Source organism: Nonomuraea recticatena (assembly GCF_039533245.1).
GTDB lineage: Bacteria > Actinomycetota > Actinomycetes > Streptosporangiales > Streptosporangiaceae > Nonomuraea > Nonomuraea roseola.
Window position 1 is genome coordinate 67,690 of the sequence record NZ_BAAATE010000030.1, and the last position, 15,539, is coordinate 83,228.

Annotated in this window: 17 protein-coding genes and 1 pseudogene; 13 read left to right on the forward strand and 5 right to left on the reverse strand. The window is 71.3% G+C overall.

Annotated features, from left to right (window positions below; all coding sequences use genetic code 11):
* Positions 1–172 precede the first annotated feature (172 nt).
* Positions 173–466: a hypothetical protein gene (locus ABFX50_RS38915; RefSeq protein WP_346153794.1), complete on the forward strand. Its 294-nt coding sequence runs from the start codon at positions 173–175 to the stop codon at positions 464–466.
* A gap of 192 nt (positions 467–658) precedes the next feature.
* The gene (locus tag ABFX50_RS51530) at positions 659–733 is read left to right on the forward strand and encodes a hypothetical protein (RefSeq protein WP_428834722.1); all 75 of its coding nucleotides are present in this window, start codon (positions 659–661) and stop codon (positions 731–733) included.
* Between the two features lie 198 nt (positions 734–931).
* On the opposite strand, the gene ABFX50_RS38920 is transcribed toward ABFX50_RS51530, so the two are convergent.
* On the reverse strand, positions 932–1,927 hold the full coding sequence (locus ABFX50_RS38920) for an alpha/beta hydrolase (protein WP_346153796.1): 996 nt from the start codon (positions 1,925–1,927) through the stop codon (positions 932–934).
* An 86-nt stretch (positions 1,928–2,013) separates the two neighbouring features.
* Here ABFX50_RS38920 and ABFX50_RS38925 point away from each other — a divergent pair, with 86 nt between their 5' ends.
* Together ABFX50_RS38925 and ABFX50_RS51535 are read left to right on the forward strand one after the other, a co-directional pair.
* Positions 2,014–2,649: a TetR/AcrR family transcriptional regulator gene (locus ABFX50_RS38925; protein WP_346153798.1), complete on the forward strand. Its 636-nt coding sequence runs from the start codon at positions 2,014–2,016 to the stop codon at positions 2,647–2,649.
* Positions 2,650–2,788: 139 nt separating this feature from the next.
* Positions 2,789–3,016: pseudogene (locus ABFX50_RS51535) on the forward strand (IS701 family transposase); the annotation flags it as partial.
* 180 nt (positions 3,017–3,196) lie between these two features.
* Here ABFX50_RS51535 and ABFX50_RS38930 read toward each other — a convergent pair.
* Positions 3,197–4,063 (reverse strand): alpha/beta fold hydrolase, encoded by an 867-nt coding sequence (locus ABFX50_RS38930; RefSeq protein WP_346153800.1) that lies wholly within the window; start codon positions 4,061–4,063, stop codon positions 3,197–3,199.
* 211 nt (positions 4,064–4,274) lie between these two features.
* Positions 4,275–5,054 carry an NAD(P)H-dependent oxidoreductase gene (locus tag ABFX50_RS38935; RefSeq protein WP_346153802.1) on the reverse strand — a complete coding sequence of 260 codons (780 nt, stop codon included), beginning with the start codon at positions 5,052–5,054 and terminating at the stop codon, positions 4,275–4,277.
* A gap of 138 nt (positions 5,055–5,192) precedes the next feature.
* Here ABFX50_RS38935 and ABFX50_RS38940 point away from each other — a divergent pair, with 138 nt between their 5' ends.
* The gene (locus ABFX50_RS38940; protein WP_346153804.1) at positions 5,193–6,038 is read left to right on the forward strand and encodes a helix-turn-helix transcriptional regulator; all 846 of its coding nucleotides are present in this window, start codon (positions 5,193–5,195) and stop codon (positions 6,036–6,038) included.
* 356 nt (positions 6,039–6,394) lie between these two features.
* Here the strand turns inward: ABFX50_RS38940 and ABFX50_RS38945 are convergent, their stop codons facing one another.
* Complete coding sequence (locus ABFX50_RS38945) at positions 6,395–6,808, reverse strand: cupin domain-containing protein (RefSeq protein WP_183644658.1); 414 nt, start codon at positions 6,806–6,808, stop codon at positions 6,395–6,397.
* Between the two features lie 52 nt (positions 6,809–6,860).
* On the opposite strand from ABFX50_RS38945, the gene ABFX50_RS38950 reads away from it, so the two are divergent.
* Positions 6,861–7,829: a helix-turn-helix domain-containing protein gene (locus ABFX50_RS38950; RefSeq protein WP_183644655.1), complete on the forward strand. Its 969-nt coding sequence runs from the start codon at positions 6,861–6,863 to the stop codon at positions 7,827–7,829.
* Positions 7,830–7,959: 130 nt separating this feature from the next.
* Here the strand turns inward: ABFX50_RS38950 and ABFX50_RS38955 are convergent, their stop codons facing one another.
* Positions 7,960–8,382 carry a DUF6223 family protein gene (locus tag ABFX50_RS38955; protein WP_346153806.1) on the reverse strand — a complete coding sequence of 141 codons (423 nt, stop codon included), beginning with the start codon at positions 8,380–8,382 and terminating at the stop codon, positions 7,960–7,962.
* Positions 8,383–8,597: 215 nt separating this feature from the next.
* Between ABFX50_RS38955 and ABFX50_RS38960 the strand changes: the two genes are divergently transcribed.
* The 7 genes from ABFX50_RS38960 (at position 8,598) to ABFX50_RS38990 (ending at position 15,527) form a co-directional block, all read left to right on the forward strand.
* A complete protein-coding gene (locus tag ABFX50_RS38960) occupies positions 8,598–9,725 on the forward strand; it encodes a sensor histidine kinase (protein ID WP_346153808.1) in 1,128 nt (375 codons plus the stop codon).
* Positions 9,722–10,384, forward strand: a complete 663-nt coding sequence (locus ABFX50_RS38965) for a response regulator (RefSeq protein WP_346153809.1) — start codon at positions 9,722–9,724, stop codon at positions 10,382–10,384. Before ABFX50_RS38960 ends, ABFX50_RS38965 begins: the two co-directional genes overlap by 4 nt.
* 53 nt (positions 10,385–10,437) lie before the next feature.
* A complete protein-coding gene (locus ABFX50_RS38970) occupies positions 10,438–10,614 on the forward strand; it encodes an ArsR/SmtB family transcription factor (protein ID WP_346153811.1) in 177 nt (58 codons plus the stop codon).
* A 149-nt stretch (positions 10,615–10,763) separates the two neighbouring features.
* Positions 10,764–11,207: an arsenate reductase ArsC gene (locus ABFX50_RS38975; protein WP_346153813.1), complete on the forward strand. Its 444-nt coding sequence runs from the start codon at positions 10,764–10,766 to the stop codon at positions 11,205–11,207.
* Positions 11,204–11,626 carry a VOC family protein gene (locus ABFX50_RS38980; RefSeq protein WP_346153814.1) on the forward strand — a complete coding sequence of 141 codons (423 nt, stop codon included), beginning with the start codon at positions 11,204–11,206 and terminating at the stop codon, positions 11,624–11,626. The genes ABFX50_RS38975 and ABFX50_RS38980 overlap by 4 nt, the downstream gene beginning before the upstream one ends.
* Before the next feature lie 232 nt (positions 11,627–11,858).
* Positions 11,859–14,288 carry a M9 family metallopeptidase gene (locus ABFX50_RS38985; RefSeq protein ID WP_346153816.1) on the forward strand — a complete coding sequence of 810 codons (2,430 nt, stop codon included), beginning with the start codon at positions 11,859–11,861 and terminating at the stop codon, positions 14,286–14,288.
* Between the two features lie 111 nt (positions 14,289–14,399).
* Complete coding sequence (locus tag ABFX50_RS38990) at positions 14,400–15,527, forward strand: aminotransferase class V-fold PLP-dependent enzyme (RefSeq protein WP_346153817.1); 1,128 nt, start codon at positions 14,400–14,402, stop codon at positions 15,525–15,527.
* The last annotated feature ends 12 nt before the right edge of the window (positions 15,528–15,539 follow it).

Consider the following 15,539-nt stretch of genomic DNA (forward strand, 5'->3'; position numbering starts at 1 on the left):
TCAGAGAAGAACCATGGACACGCCTCCTTCGCCGTTCCCCTGATTCGTGTTCACGCCCAGCAGATCATCCCTACACCTGATTTTCCGCACTCGGCTTCCTCTGGCACGCCGGACAGGATCTCCACGTTCATGCCGCGCGTGCGTGGTCCTGTACTCGGGCAGCGACGCGGGCGTGGCCGAGCCGGATCGCATGGGCCGAACCACGCGCCAGGGTGTCGGTGATGGTTGGGGCATTGAAAGTATCTGCGGGCAATCGCGCTCGAAGAGGCTCGACATGAAAGCGCACATCGATGACCTGCGCGGAGACGGCTTGGCGCACGATCCGGTTCCAATGTTCCTCAGACCCCTGACATCGCCGGCGAGCTATCGGACGTCGCTGCGCATCGCAAGGCGAAGCGTCCTGGGCGAGCTGGCGGATCGCATGTTCTGTCTTGGTCAGAGCGGCGAGATGCCCGCGAGCGGGTGACCGTTGCTATCGTCGCTGCCCTGCTGGGCGGGACGACAGTGCTCGCCCGCCGTGCCGGCAAGTCCACGCCCGCCGCCGCCTGCTCATCGGGCTGGGCGCCGCAGGCCTGGCCGCCGTCCTGCAGACCGCCTACTACGCCTTCACCCGGGAAGACCCCGCTACCCTCACCGGCCACAACGGCTCGTCGGCCCGGTGGCGTTCAGCCCGGACGGCAAGCTCCTGGCCACCGGCAGCAGGGACGACACCGTGCGGTTGTGGCAACTGTGAAGCGATTCCGGCTGCGTCTGTCCGCAACCTGAACCGGCCTGAGGGGGCAGAGCGAGGACAGCTCGCGCGCATGCGCGGAGGTATGTCCCACAAGTCCGCCGAAGGGAAGCGGGGATGACCGCCCGCGGGGTCGCGCGCGTAGGCGGCTTGCACGACTTCCGCTGAGGTGTCCTCGTCATCAGAGTGCCTCCTTTCGCCTCACGCGGTCAGGGTGACTCGGAGAAACTCGAGGATCTCCGTCCGCGCGGCCCCGGCCTGGGGCGCCACGCCCGGCGTGCTGAGAAACGCGTGCGCCGCCCCGGGGTACTCGGAGAGCTGCGCGAATGTCCCGGCCGCTCGCAGTCGTTCGGCGTAGCGGCGGCCGTGGTCGGCCACTGGGTCGTGGGTCGGCACCACCACCAGCGCGGGGACCAGCCCGTTCAGGTCGTCGGCGTAGAGCGGCGAGAGCGCGCGGGCGTCGGTCTCCGGGGAAACGGCGAGCCGCTGGAGCAGCCGCAGCTGCGGTACTGCGAGGGTCGGGGTGCGGGCGTGCTGGGTGACCGAGGCGTGGTCGAGCATCGTCTCGGTCACATCGACGAGGGGGTTGACGAGCACCTGGGCCCGCAGGCGCAGGCCGGCCTCCTTGGCCCGGATCGCTGCCAGAGCGCTGATCAACCCGCCGCAGCTCTCGCCGAACACGGCGGTCCGCGCCGGGTCGATACCCCACCGTGCGGCATGCCGCACGACGTGCCGGAGCACGTCCCAGCCGTCGTCGACGGCCGCCGACAGGGGATTGTCCGGGGCGAGGAGGCGGTGCTCGACCGAGACGACGAGGGCGGGGAGCTGGGCGGCCAGGTGGCTGTTGATCCAGTCGCTCTGCGCCGCTGTGCCCACGAAGCCGCCTCCGTGCACGTGGAGTACGAGTGGTAGGCCGGTGCCTGTGTCGTCGGGCCCGGGCGCCGGCCGGTACACCCGGACCGGCAGCTCGTGGCCTGGCAGCGCCACCTGCTGCCAGCCGATGGCGGCGCCGGGATCCGGATTCCCAAGGATCGCCCGCGCCGCGCTGGACGCCCGCCAGCGGTTCTCCGCCTCGCGGTAGGCGACCAGCTCCTCCTCCGTCATCGTCGACCAGTCCGGCTGCGGCGGCCGCTCCGCGACCGTGACCTCGCTCAGGGGCTCCCCCTCGGACGGGAGACGGTTGATAGTGCCGGGCATACTCTTTCCTTCCTAAACCTACGCCGTAGATTTCTCCGACACCGTAGATTCTACGGTGTAGATTTGGCAACCGAGGAGGAGCAGACGTGACCGGACGCACACGGGGCACCTCGGCGGGGCTCGACCGCGCACGCATCGCGGCCGCCGCCGTCGCACTGGTCGACCGCGACGGCCTGGATCGCTTCGGGGTACGGCGGCTCGCCGACGACCTCGGAGTCGACCCGATGTCGATCTACCACCACATCAAGGGCAAGGCCGCGCTGCTGGACGCGATCTCCGAGGCCGTGATCGCCGAGATGGAGTCCGGCGCGGAGGAGGCGCCCGACGACTGGGAACAGGTGGCCCGCCGCACGGCGCACGACTACCGGCGGATGGCCTACCGGCACCCTCGGGTGTTCCCGCTGCTGGCCACCCGCCCTCAGACCTCGCCGGTGGCCCTGGCAGCCCTGGAACGTCTGGTCTCGGCGATGCGCCAGGCCGGCCTGCCCGACCAGGTAGCCGCCGACGCGCCGATGGCGCTGTTCAGCTTTCTCAACGGCTATCTGCTGGCGGTCCTCAGCGGCAGCCCTGGCAGGCCCGCGATCGACGCCACCGCCTACCCGACAATGGTCGCCCTCGCACCTCTCCAAGCCGGCTTCGGGTCCATAGCGGAGTTCGACCGATTGCTCGATGCCGTGCTGAGCGGGATCCGGGACCAGGCCGTACGGCAGGCAACCCACTGAGGCGCGTCCTGCCGCGAGACCTCCCTGCGCACACGACGACGCGCTCATTGATCGCGCGAACCACCAGGTCGGCCCTCTGGGATTCGCGTGTCCGGGACGGGTCGTGCGAGCCGGGCCGCGAGTTCGCGGACCTGTTCGGTCCTTCCTCGCCGTGACCCGTGCCGCCCTCGGCGCCAGACCCGCCCCACCGGCCGGAACCGGCCCGCTTATCGAGATCTCCGCGAACGAGATCCGCCGCCTCTTCGCCCTGCTGACCCGGCCACCTACCCGTCGGCCCCACATCCTGCACTGGTCACGCTGGCGACGACGCCATCAAACCCGCGCCCGACGAAGCCACTACCAGCGACAACAGCTCAAAGATCGATAAGTAGGGTGAGCTGCGGCAGGGGTAGGCGTTGCCGTAGCAGGCCCGCCTCGCCCGCGAGCACGGTGTCAGCCGGGAGCGGGTCCGCAAGGTGATCGCCCTGCTGGGGGAGGCGGGTCGGGTGGAGACGGTGCGCGGGCGGGGCGCCTACGTCCGCCCCGCCGTTTGAGGCGACTCCGGCGGTCAGGACGGCTGGGTGAGAAGCAGTTCGGCGATGTGGCGTGGCAGGCCGGGGGACAGGAACGAGTGGCCCATGCCGGGGACGACCTCCAGCCGGGCATGAGGGATCGCGGCGGCGAGCGCCTCGCCGTGCGGCAGCGGCAGCAGAGGGTCCTCGCTGCCGTGCACGACCAGCGTCGGCGCCTTGATCGACGCCAGCGGGGCGCGCCGGTCCTCGGTCATCAGCCGCCCGGCCGCGTCGTGGTTGAGCGCCGCGGCCGGATCCGCGGCGACGTCGTACGACTCCTCGACGAACCGCCGCGCGGCCTCCTCGTCGAACGGCAGCGCCTCGCCGTTCAGCACCCGCCAGGTCTCCAGGTTGGCGGCGACGTGCTCCTCGCGCGTGGTGCGCGGCGCGGCGGCCGAGCGGGCCAGGTGGGCCAGGAACCGGGACGACGGCGGCGGCAGGTCGCCGGGGTCGGGCTCCTGGCCGGCCATGGCCCGCGCCCAGGCGGGACCCGCGTCGGCGCCCATCGGGCTCGTCATGATCGCGGTCAGCGCCGTCACGCGTTCCGGCCGGTGTACGGCCAGCCACTGGCCGATCGTGCCGCCCAACGAGGCGCCGGCGACGTGGGCCGCGGCGACGCCGTACCCGTCGAGCACCGCCACGGCGTCACCGGCCAGGTCCGCCACCGAGTACGGGTGCGCTGCGAAGTCCACCCGCCCCGACCGCCCGGTGTCGCGGTGGTCGTACCTGATGACCTGCCGCCCGGCCGTGACGAGCGTGTCCACCAGTTCGTCCGGCCAGCCGAGGCCCGGCGTGGCGGTGCCCATGACGAGCAGCACGACCGGATCCCGGGCGTCGCCGAATCGTTCGGTCCACAGTCGCAATTCTCCAGAAGCAATGAATTTCTTCTCAGTTGCCGCCATGGCCGCCAATGTAGCGATTACTCCGCAATTAGTAAAAGATGCGGAATTTCGTTATTTTGGTATAATGCAGTGGGCCTGCAGTGCTATAGCGCTCACGACTACCGCTGGCCCAACCGCGATGTGCGGCTGGAGTATTAGCCACTTACTGCCAGCGAATTAACGACTCACGACACTAGGGCCGCACGTGCAGCCCGAATCCCGAGCGGCCCGCGGGCTCCAGCCCTTCCTTCAGGTGTAGCGACGGGATCTCGTAGTCGCCGAAGTTCTGCCGCCGGAACGCGATCGGCTCGGTCGACTCCAAGGTCAGCAGCCGCTGCTCCCACGCCTTGGCGATGTCCGGGAAATCCTCGTCGGTGGTCCGGTCCGTGCCGTACAGCACGAACGGCGGCAGTACCTCGATCCCCGGGTAGTACAGGATCCCGTGCTGGATCGGGAACAGCAGATCGTCGATGGGGCCGTTGATCCCGCGCTCGCCGTAATGCGACTCCGGGCCGCCGGCGGTCACCGACAGCAGCGCCCGCCTGCCCGCGAGGGTCCCCTCGCCGAAACGCTCCCCGTACTTGACGTCGTTGTGCTCGCCGACGCCGTACGCGAAGTGGTAGGTGAAGACCCGGTCCACCCAGCCTTTGAGGATCGCGGGCATCGTGTACCACCACAGCGGGAACTGGAAGATGATCGTGTCGGCCCACAGGAGCTTCTCCTGCTCGGCGAGGACGTCCGGGGTGAGCGTCCCGGCGTCGAAGGCCCGGCCCGAGTCCAGTGCGACCTTCAGCGGGCTTGAGGCGTTGGGGCCGTAGTCCGCGGCGTCCACGACCGCCTTCCAGTTCATCGCGTACAGATCGCTCACCCGTACCTCGTGCCCGGCGGTCTCCAATGTGGACACCGCGAGGTCCTTCAGCGAGCTGTTGAGCGACTTCGGCTCCGGGTGGGCATAGACGATCAGCGTCTTCATGGGCACTCCTTCGGATCGGGTGGCTTCGATTCTGGGAGCCGCGGCGCCCAGCGTTCAGGGGCGCCTCTTCCATCGGACGGGACTTCCTGGTAACGGCAGGACCACCTTCACGGGCACCAACGAGGCCATACTGAGGGCATGGACGATCTCGCGGGCTTCCTGCGGACCCGGCGTTCGCGGGTCGACCCGGCGGCCGCTGGCATCCCCACCGACAGCCGACGCCGGGTCGAAGGGCTGCGCCGCGAAGAGGTCGCGCACCTGTCCGGAGTCAGCGTCGACTACTACGTACGCCTGGAGCAGGGCCGCGCGACCCAGCCCTCCGAGCAGGTGCTCGACGCGCTCGCCCGCGTCCTCGGCCTCGACGAGACCGAACGCGGGCACCTCTACCGGCTCGCCCGGCAGCGCCGCCGCCGCGCGAAGGCACCGGGCGGGCGGGTGCGGCCGGAGCTGCTGCGCGTCCTCGACCTGGTCGCCGACGCACCCGCGCTGATCATGGACCACCGCCTGGACGTGCTCGCAGGGAACCGCCTCGCCAGGCTCCTCTTCGGCCGGCCGCTGCCGGGCCTGAACACCGCCCGGCACATCTTCCTTGAGGAGGCCGAGCGCGGCCTTTACGCAGACTGGGAGACGTGCACTCTCGACGTGGTCGGGCACCTGCGCTTGGCCGCCGGCAAATACCCCGAGGACCCCCGCCTGGCCTCGATCATCGGCGAGCTGGCGATGGGCAGCGAGCGCTTCCGCCGCCTCTGGGCCCGAGCGGACGTGCGCGCCCGCACTCATGGACGCAAGGCCTACCGGCACCCGCTGGTCGGACTGCTGGAACTGCATCAGGAGAACTTCGCGACGCCGGATGAATCGGGCATGGAGCTGCTGGTGCTGTCCGCGGCCCCCGGCAGCCCCACCGCGGACGCCCTGCGGCTCCTGGCCGGCCTGGACGTCGATGGTGCCGTACGTCCCACAGCGCAACCCCTGCTGGGTGGGTAACAGCCCCGCCGATGCGATGGCGTGTGCCTGGTGACACGAGCCTTGACGACCCCCCTACTTCACCCAGGGCGGCGGCGCATCTACGAGCCGGTCGGTGTGACGGCGCGAACCCACGGGCCTCCTGCATGCTGCGTGGCCGACCTGCCCACCTGACCCGCGTACCGACAGCGGAGTGCGACTACCAGGATTGCCGCTGATAGGTCTTGGCGCCTTCCTCCAACATGGCCACGTGCTCGCGCACGGTCAGGCCCATTCCATGGGTCTCGACCGAGACGTGGGTCGCGCCCAGCACGCCAGCCGTCGGGGTAGGAAAGCCGGCGAGAAGGCCTTCGCCGGTCGCCCCCCCCGCCAGGTCCTCACCTGGCAGGGGCGGATCCGGTGAGGGCATGGCCGGTGGTGGCGTCGACGTGGGAGGGTACGGCCTCGTGGCGATCGCCCACGCTCAGGGTGCCGGTCGGCTCGAACATCAGGATCGAGGCCCCCGCGGGCGAGGACGGCTTGTGCTCGACCCCGCGCGGGACGACGAAGACGGCGCCCTTGGGCAGGGTGACGGTCCGTTCCGTTCTCGAGTCGTCGCGCAGCGCGATGGCCAGCTCGCCGTCCAGCACCAGGAAGAACTCGTCGGTGTCGTCGTGGGCGTGCCAGAGGTGCTCGCCCTCGACCTTGGCGATCCTGACGTCGTAGTCGTTCACCCGTGCGACGATCCGCGGGCTCCAGAGTGCGGTGAAGGAGGCCAGCGCGGCCTGCAGGTCGATCGGTTGGTTGCTCATGCCGCCACTCTGGCGGTTGGCCTGGCGGGGCAGTGAGTGCTAGGAATCGCACATGCCGCAAGAATCCTCGCATCGGGTCGTGATGATCGTCGACGACGGCTCGAACCCCTTCGAGCTGGGGGTGGCCACCGAGCTGTTCGGCCTGCGCCGTCCCGAGCTGGGCAGGCCGTGGTACGACTTCACGCTCTGCGCCCCCGGCGAGGTCGTCATGCACGCGGGACTGTTCAGGATGTCGGGCATCGCGGGGCTGGAGGCGGTGGAGCGCGCGGACACCGTCATCGCGCCCAACAGGCCCGATCCTGAGACGCCGCCTGCCCCTGCGGTGCTGGAGGCCATCAGGCGCGCCGCCGGCCGCGGCGCCCGCCTGGTCAGCTTCTGCACCGGCGCGTTCACCCTGGCCGCGGCGGGCGTGCTCGACGGCCGCAGGGCGACCACCCACTGGCGCTGGGCGGAGCTGTTCCGCGTCAGCTTCCCGTCCGTACGGCTCCAGCCCGACGTGCTGTTCGTGGACGACGGCGACGTGCTGACCGCGGCGGGCAGCGCCGCGGCTCTCGACCTCGGCCTGCATCTCATCCGCCGCGACCACGGCGCCGAGGTCGCGAACGCGGTGAGCCGCCGCCTGGTGTTCGCCGTACACCGCGACGGCGGCCAGCGCCAGTTCGTCGAACGGCCCGTGCCCGAGATCAGGAACACCTCGCTGGCACCGGTGCTGGCCTGGGCCCAGGAGCGTCTGGACCGCCCGTTGACCGTCGCCGACCTGGCCGCCCGCGCCGCCGTCAGCCCCGCGACCCTGCACCGGCGCTTCCACACGGAGGTCGGCACCACCCCGCTCGCCTGGCTCACCAGCGAGCGCGTCGCGCTGGCCTGCAGGCTCATCGAACGCGGCGAGCCCAGTCTCGACGTGGTCGCCAGAGCCACCGGCCTCGGCACCACCGCCAACCTGCGGACGCAGCTGCGCCGCCAGACCGGCCTCACCCCCTCGGCCTACCGTGAGCGGTTCGCGCGATCCTGCATGCTCTGACGGCCGGCCCTCTCCAGGCCGGCTGCCACCCCGGTGGCCTCGACCCGAGCAGTGGGGGAGCCCGGCCGCTCCACCGGAGCGCCGCCGGGCCGTTCGAGACCGCGCCGCGTGCGGCCGGCCCGCATCCGGGTCAGCCGGTGCGGCGGGCGCGGGTCAGAGCCAGCCCGCCGAGGGCCATGGCGATCAGCGCTGTCGCCAGGGCCAGGTAGCCCCCGACTATTCCGTAGCCGGTGCCGGGACCACCCTCGGCTGCGGCGACGACCAGCCCGCCGACGACCGCACCGGCCAGCCCCGCCGCCAGCGCCATCATGGCCCCGCCTCGCCCGGTGCCGGTGCCGAGACGACTGGCGGGGCGGGCCAGAGCCAGCCCGCCGATGACCGCGCCGGCCAGCCCCAGCAGCACGGCCACCAGAGACCAGAGCCGCCCGGCGGTCAAGGTGTAGGCACTGGCGGGGTCCGGCTGGACCAAGACGTGCGCGGCCGCCGGTGCGGCAAGCCCGAAACCACCGATCAGGGCGGCTCCGGCCACGACGAGCAAGAATCGAACTGGCATGAGGTGCTTCCTCTCCTACGACTGGGCGTCGTCTGATCATGTCCGCCGCACCGCCCGCCGGTCGTCCAGCAGACGCAGGCGATGTGCGCTGACGCCGATGCCGCAGCCGGCTACCGCGGACGCCGCAGGAGCCGCGAAAGTACCGCGTGCGCGGTAGCCGGCCGATCATCCGCGCGCAGGAGTCACCCAGGCGGACGTCCGGCTACAGTGCGCGCATGCGCATAGGACGGCCCGATGTCAGGGCCTGGGTCACAGACTGGACGATCGCCATCTGCGTGGCGGCGGCGCTGCTGGTCACCGGGCTGTCCGGGCAGCACTCCACCACGAACCTCGACCTGTTCGGCTACGCGCTGCTGACGGCGGGCGGCCTGGCGCTGGTCGCGCGCCGCCGGGCCCCTGTTCCCGTCCTGGTCGTCACCGGACTGTGCGCGGTGGGCCATCACGCGGCCGGTTTCGACGTGCCTGCCGTCGCCTACCTGTTCGCGGTGTACGCCGCCGTGCGGGCGGGACACCGCGCGATCACGGTGGCGGCGAGCGTGACCGTGCTGGCCCTCCTCCCACTCGCGGCCCTGGCCTCGGGCCTGCACGACACGGGTGAGGCGTTCGCGCAGGCCCGAGGCGCGCTCGAGCTTGCCTGGCTGGTCGCGGCCGGCGCCGCGGGTGAAGCGGTGCGGCAGGCCGAGCGACGGGCGGAGGAAGCCGAGCGCACCAGGGAGGAGATCGCGCAGCACCGCGCCGACGAGGAGCGGCTGCACATCGCGCGGGAGCTGCACGATTCGCTCACCCACCAGATCTCGATCATCAAAGTGCAGGCCGAAGTCGCCGTCCACGTCGCCCGCAGGCGTGGTGAACAGGTGCCGGAGTCCCTGCTGGCGATCCAGGAGGCCGGACGTGAGGCGGCACGGGAACTGCGCGCGACGCTGCAGGCGCTGCGCGATGACGACACGACCCCGCCGCGTGGGCTCGACGACGTCCCTGAGCTGGTGGAACGGGCCCGTAGCATCGGCCTGGACGCGACGCTGACGATCGAAGGGCAACGACATGACGTGCCGGCGGCGGTGAGCCGGACCGTCTACCGGATCGTGCAGGAGTCGCTCACCAACGTCGCCCGTCATGCCGCCGCCGCTTCCGCGTCGGTCCGGATCGACTGCCGCCCGGACGGCCTCGCGATACGCATCGACGACGACGGCAGGGCCACACCAGACGCCGCCCCTGCGCCCGGCGTCGGGCTGCTCGGGATGCGCGAACGGGTCACGGCACTCGGCGGCCGGCTGCGCGCCGAGCCGCGCAGCGAGGGCGGTTTCACCGTCCAGGCTGAACTTCCTGTGGGGCAGACGCCATGATCCGTGTCCTGCTGGTCGACGACCAGCCACTCATCCGCAGCGGATTTCGCGCGCTCCTCGACCTGGAAGACGACATCGAGGTGGTGGCCGAGGCCGGCGACGGGGCAGAGGGCGTGGCTCTGGCGAAGGAGCATCTGCCCGACGTGGCTCTCATCGACATCCAGATGCCGGTCGCCGACGGCATCGAGGCGACCCGGCGCATCGCCGCCGACCCGGCGCTGGCCGGGGTGCACGTCGTCATCCTGACCAACTACGGCTTCGACGAATACGTCTTCCACGCGCTGCGCGCCGGCGCGGCCGGATTCCTCGTCAAAGACATCGTGCCCGAGGACCTCCTTCACGCCGTGCGCGTCGCGGCGCGCGGTGACGCGCTGCTCGCCCCTTCGATCACCCGCAAGCTCATCAACAGGTACATCACCCAGCCGCTCATCGCCGGCGCCGGCACGGGGCTGAAAGACCTGACCAGCCGCGAACGCGAGGCCGTCGCCCTGGTCGCGCACGGCCTGTCCAACGACCAGATCGCGGCCCGCATGGTGATCAGCCCGATGACCGCGAAAACCCACATCAACCGAGCCATGGCCAAGCTCCATGCCCGCGACCGCGCTCAGCTCGTCGTCCTCGCCTACGAATCAGGCCTGGTGGCCCCGGGCGGCTCCTGACATCTCGGCCCCGGTCGGAGATGCATCAAACTGGCTTGATGTATTATGGCGTGGTGTCCTCGGCCCAAGGCGCTCCGGCATTCCTGCGACTGGCCGCCCATCCGCTGCGGTGGCGACTGCTGACCGAGCTGGCCGCGGGCGACTACCGCGTTCGCGAGCTGGTCGAGCTGGTCGGCCAGCCGCAGAATCTGGTCTCCTATCATCTGCGGCTGCTGCGGGCAGTGGGCTGATCACCTCGCGGCGCAGCAGCTTCGACGCCCGCGACAGCTACTACCATCTGGAACTGGAAGGCTGTGCCCGCGCGCTGGCCGCGACCGGTGCCGCTCTGCATCCCGCGCTCCGCCTCGATCCGGCCCCGCCGTCGCCACCGCCGTCGTCCGTGCGCGGGACCGCCGTGTTGTTCACCTGTACGGGCAACAGCGCCCGTTCACCGATCGCCGAAGCCCTGCTCCGCCATCGCACTGGCGGCCGCGTCGAGGTGACCAGCGCGGGCAGTCATCCCCGGCAGGAGTTGCATCCCGACGCCGTACGGACCCTGCGCGAGCGCTACGGCATCGACCTGGCCGGTCGGCGTCCGCGGCACCTGGACACCGTGGCCGGCCGTCGGTTCGACTACGTGATCAGCCTGTGCGACAAGGTCCGCGAGGTCGTCCCCGACTTCGGCGGCCACCCTCGGCGCCTGCACTGGAGCATCCCCGACCCGGCCACGGCCGGCCGCACTGAGGGGGCGGGTCATCCTGCCTTCGCCCGCACCGTGGCCGAGATCGACACCCGCATCCGTTACCTGTTGCCTGTTCTCGCGCCACAGGAGGTCCCGTCATGACCGTGCCCGATCAGCTCGCCAGTGTCCGCTACCTCGTCGACGACGTGGCCGCCGCTGTCGGCTTCTACACCGCCCACCTCGGCTTCACCCTGAACACCGATGCCGCGCCCGCCTTCGCCGACGTGGTGCGCGGACCGCTGCGGCTGCTGCTGTCCGGACCGGCCAGCTCCGGCGCCCGCGCCACCCCTCAGGGGGCCACCGCCGGGCGCAACCGCATCCATCTCATCGTCGACGATCTCGACGCCGAGATCGACCGGCTCCGCGGCGCCGGCGTGTCGTCCTTCTCCAGCGACGTGGTCGCCGGCCCCGGCGGTCGCCAGATCCTGCTCACCGATCCCGCCGGCAACCTCATCGAACTGTTCGAGCCCGCGCACGCTCCAGCCGCCCCACCGCGCCGAACCCGCCCTGCCCGAGCCTGACCGTTACGCCCATTCCGGCCGAAGACCGTTCGGTGACGTGAGGTCCTGCGGCGGTGTGGCGAGATGGCGGCAGTGCAGAGCGGAGACGGCGACGATGCACTATGAACGTTCATAAAATTCGGCCTTGATTCCGCTTGAACGGTGTGACATGTTACGCATCACGTAGCCCATCGCGGCCGGCCGGATGTTCGGGGGCCCGGCCCTCCCGCGCTCCATCCCCCCAGGAGTGGCGATGAGAATCGCGCAATCCATGCTGAAGGCGGCCGTGGTCGCCCTGACGCTCGGCCTCGGAGCGGGCGGCCTCGCCCCCGCCTCCCGCGCCGACTCCCTCGAGTTATCCGCGGCGGCCCCGCCCTCCGCGGTCGCCGCGCACGCCGAGCCCCCCGCGGTCGCCGGGCGCTCCGAAGCCTCCACGGTCGCCGCGCGCGCCGAGGCCCCTACGGTCGCCGGGCGCTCCGAAGCTCCCGCGGTCGCCGGGCGCGCGGAGGCCGTCGTGACGGCGCCAGGGGCGGCGGTCCCGCAGGGCGCCGAGCCGCCGCCCGCCGGGGACGCCTCGGCCGCCACCCCGCACCGGCAGGCCGAGCCGCTGCCCGCCACCGAACTGCCGCCGCTCGCCGAGCCCCGCAAGGAGAGCAGGCGCGACTACGACGACCCCGCCGCGCAGCCGACCCGCCCGCGTCCCTCCGCCCGCTCCACCAAGGCGGCGGCCTGCGATGTCACCGTCTTCACCACCAGAACGGGCGACGCGCTGGCGGCCGCGATCAAGGCGGCGCAGGTCTCGTGCGTCAACACGCTGTTCACGCTGACCGGCGACGACGCCCGTGGGGCCTTTCGCGAATCGCAGATGATCACCGTGGCGAACGCCCTCCGGAGCGCAGCCCCCTCCTATCCCGGCGACAACTCCACCTCGGTGGAACAGCTCCTGCTCTACCTGCGCGCCGGCTACTACGTGCAGTGGTACAACAGGGAAGCGGTCGGGCCGTACACCGAGAGCCTGCAGGTGGCGGTGCGGGCGGGGCTCGACGCGTTCTTCGCCGCGCCCGCCTCCAGGACGGTCTCCGACGCCAACGGAGAGGTGCTCACCGAGGCGGTCATCCTGACCGCGAGCTCCGGAGAGAACGCCCGCTACATCCCGGTCATGAAGCGCCTGCTCGACTCCTACGACAGCGCCCACAACGCCTCGTGGTGGATGCGCAACGCCGTCTACGAGGCCTTCAACACGATCTTCCGCGGCCACTGGAGGCCCGACTTCGTCGCCGCCGTCGCCGCCGACCACGGCCTGCTGCACTCCCTGAAGGCCTTCGCCGAGAACCATCTGGACCTGCTCGGCACCGAGTCGGAGTTCATGACCGTCAACGCCGGGCGGGAGCTGGCCAGGTTCCTGAGCCACGCCGACCTGGTCCCGACCGTCAAACCCATGGTGAAGGCCATGCTGGAGGAGTACTCGATCACCGGCAGGACCGCTCCGCTCTGGATCGGCATCGCGGACGTGACCTTCGACAGCGTCCCCGCCGACTGCGCGTACTACGACGTGTGCGACCTGCCCGCCAGGCTGAAGGCCGTCGCCCTGCCGTTGACCCATACCTGTGGCCCTGCCCTGCGCATCCTGGCGCAGGACATGACCGCGGCGCAGTTCGCGACCACCTGCGCGAGCCTGGCGAACCAGGACGCCTTCTTCCACGGCCTGGTCGCCTCCGGCGGCAGGCCCGTCGCCGATGACGGCAACGCCACGCTGGAGGTGGTCGTCTTCGACTCCAGCGCCGACTACCGGACCTACGCGGGCCCGATCTACGGCATCGACACCAACAACGGCGGCATGTACCTGGAAGGCGACCCCGCCGCGGCGGGCAACCAGGCGCGCTTCATCGCCTACGAGGCGACGTGGGAGCGGCCCGACTTCGCGGTGTGGAATCTCAACCACGAGTACACGCACTACCTTGACGGCCGCTTCGACCTGTACGGGAACTTCGGCTCCCCGACCACGCCCGTCGTGTGGTGGAGCGAGGGGCTGGCCGAGTACGTCTCGTGGTCCTACCGCGGCCTGCCCAACACCACAGCCCACACGGAGGCCGCCAAGCACAGCCACACGCTGCGCGAACTCTTCGACACCGCCTACGGCCAGGGCCAGAACCGGATCTACGTCTGGGGCTACCTCGCCGTCCGGTACATGTTCGAGCGTCAGCGCGCCGAGGTCGCCACGCTGCTCGGCCACTACAGGACGGGCGACTGGAGCGCCGCCGGCGGCCTGCTGCGCTCGCTCGACCACGAGGCCGACTGGCGGACCTGGCTGACCGCGTGCGCGGCGGGCGCCTGCGCCGAGCCGCCCGCCCTTCCCGACTGCCCTGGCGATGACCCGCGCCTCATGGGCGAGGACTGCAGGCGCACCGGGATCGGGCACAGCAACCGGAACCACGCCTACTTCTACCTGTGGATCCCTTCGGGCGTGACCAGGCTCAAGGTCACCTCCTCCGGCGGCACGGGCAACGCCGACCTGTACGTCAAGAGGGCGGGATGGGCGACCGTCACCTCCCATGACGCCCGGTCCACGGGTCCTGGCACCGCGGAGAGCCTGGTGGCCGACGTCCAGCCCAACAGCTGGAACTACGTCAGCCTGTACGGCGTGACGGACTTCGGCGGCGTCACGCTGACCACCGAGTACTGATCCCCACGAACGGGCGCGCCCGGGGTCTTCCCGGCGCGCCCGGTCTGCCCTATATTGAACGTTCATATCCCCCCTCTCTGGTCTGGAGCCTCCATGCAGCGCCGTGTTGATATGAACGTTCAACTGGCGCGCTACCTGCAGCGATTCGATGACCTTCCCGGCTATCTGGACTTCGCCAGGGTGGGCCCCCTCTCGCACGACGTGGCCATGACGCTCGTCGAGGCGACGCGGCTGAGCACGGGCGAGCAGGCGGTGGACGTGCTGGCGGCGCGGGCCGAGGAGGTCCGCGCGAGCGCGGCCCTGTTCCTGCGGGCCGCGCCGCACGAGGTCACCTTCGCCACCTCCACCAGCCACGCGCTGTTCGCGGCCGCCGCCGCCCTCGGCCGCGGCGCCACGGACGAGGGGGTGGTGCTGGTGCGGCGCGGCGAGTTCCCCTCGAACGTCTACCCGTGGCTGCGGTTCCAGGATCGCGGAGGCCCAAGGGTGCGGTGGATCGACGCCCCTCGGGTGACCCCCGAGGTCGTGGCCGCGCACCTGACCCCCGACGTCAGGGCGCTCACGGTCAGCGCGGTGGACGCGCTGACCGGCCACCGGGCGCCCCTGGGCGCGCTCAAGGAGCTCCTCGGACCGGACCGGGTCCTGGTCGTGGACGCCATCCAGGGCCTCGGCGCGGTCCCGCTGGAGGTCGAGGCGGCCGACGTGCTCGCCTCCGGCGGCCAGAAGTGGCTCAGGGCGGGGTGGGGCGCGGCCCTCCTCATGGTCCGCGACCGCGTCGCCCGCCACCTCTCACCGGGCCTCGGCGGCTGGTCGGGCGTCCACGACCCGCTGGCATCGGAGAGTCACCCCCGCGAGCCACTGCGGGGGGCTGCCGCGCACACCCTGACCAACCCCGACTATCCGGCCGTCTCCGCACTCGGCGCCGCCCTCGATCTCGTCGCCGCCGCGGGTGTCGAGGCCATCGCCGCCAGGCTCGCCGACACCCTCGGCGGCCTCCTCGACACCGCCAGAGCCGCCGGCGCGGAGATCCCGCACGACGCTCTTCCCCCCGGGGAGCGCGGCGGCATCGCCTGCCTCCGCCTGCCTGGACGCGATCCGGAGGACGTCCACGCCGCCCTCACAAGAGCGGGGCTCACCACCACGCTGCGCGGCCACTGGATCCGGCTGTCCCCCCACGCCACCACCCCGAGCCAGGCCGTGGACCGCCTGGCCGAGGGCCTGCGTACCGCACGCAGGCCCTGACCCCCCGAAAGG

Coding starts and splice junctions, on each gene's coding strand:
- ABFX50_RS38920 (WP_346153796.1), bottom strand. CDS start 1,927: ATGCCCGGCACTATCAACCGTCTCCCGTCCGAGGGGGAGCCCCTGAGC.
- ABFX50_RS38935 (WP_346153802.1), bottom strand. CDS start 5,054: ATGAAGACGCTGATCGTCTATGCCCACCCGGAGCCGAAGTCGCTCAAC.
- ABFX50_RS38940 (WP_346153804.1), top strand. CDS start 5,193: ATGGACGATCTCGCGGGCTTCCTGCGGACCCGGCGTTCGCGGGTCGAC.
- ABFX50_RS38945 (WP_183644658.1), bottom strand. CDS start 6,808: ATGAGCAACCAACCGATCGACCTGCAGGCCGCGCTGGCCTCCTTCACC.
- ABFX50_RS38950 (WP_183644655.1), top strand. CDS start 6,861: ATGCCGCAAGAATCCTCGCATCGGGTCGTGATGATCGTCGACGACGGC.
- ABFX50_RS38955 (WP_346153806.1), bottom strand. CDS start 8,382: ATGCCAGTTCGATTCTTGCTCGTCGTGGCCGGAGCCGCCCTGATCGGT.
- ABFX50_RS38960 (WP_346153808.1), top strand. CDS start 8,598: ATGCGCATAGGACGGCCCGATGTCAGGGCCTGGGTCACAGACTGGACG.
- ABFX50_RS38965 (WP_346153809.1), top strand. CDS start 9,722: ATGATCCGTGTCCTGCTGGTCGACGACCAGCCACTCATCCGCAGCGGA.
- ABFX50_RS38980 (WP_346153814.1), top strand. CDS start 11,204: ATGACCGTGCCCGATCAGCTCGCCAGTGTCCGCTACCTCGTCGACGAC.
- ABFX50_RS38985 (WP_346153816.1), top strand. CDS start 11,859: ATGAGAATCGCGCAATCCATGCTGAAGGCGGCCGTGGTCGCCCTGACG.
- ABFX50_RS38990 (WP_346153817.1), top strand. CDS start 14,400: ATGAACGTTCAACTGGCGCGCTACCTGCAGCGATTCGATGACCTTCCC.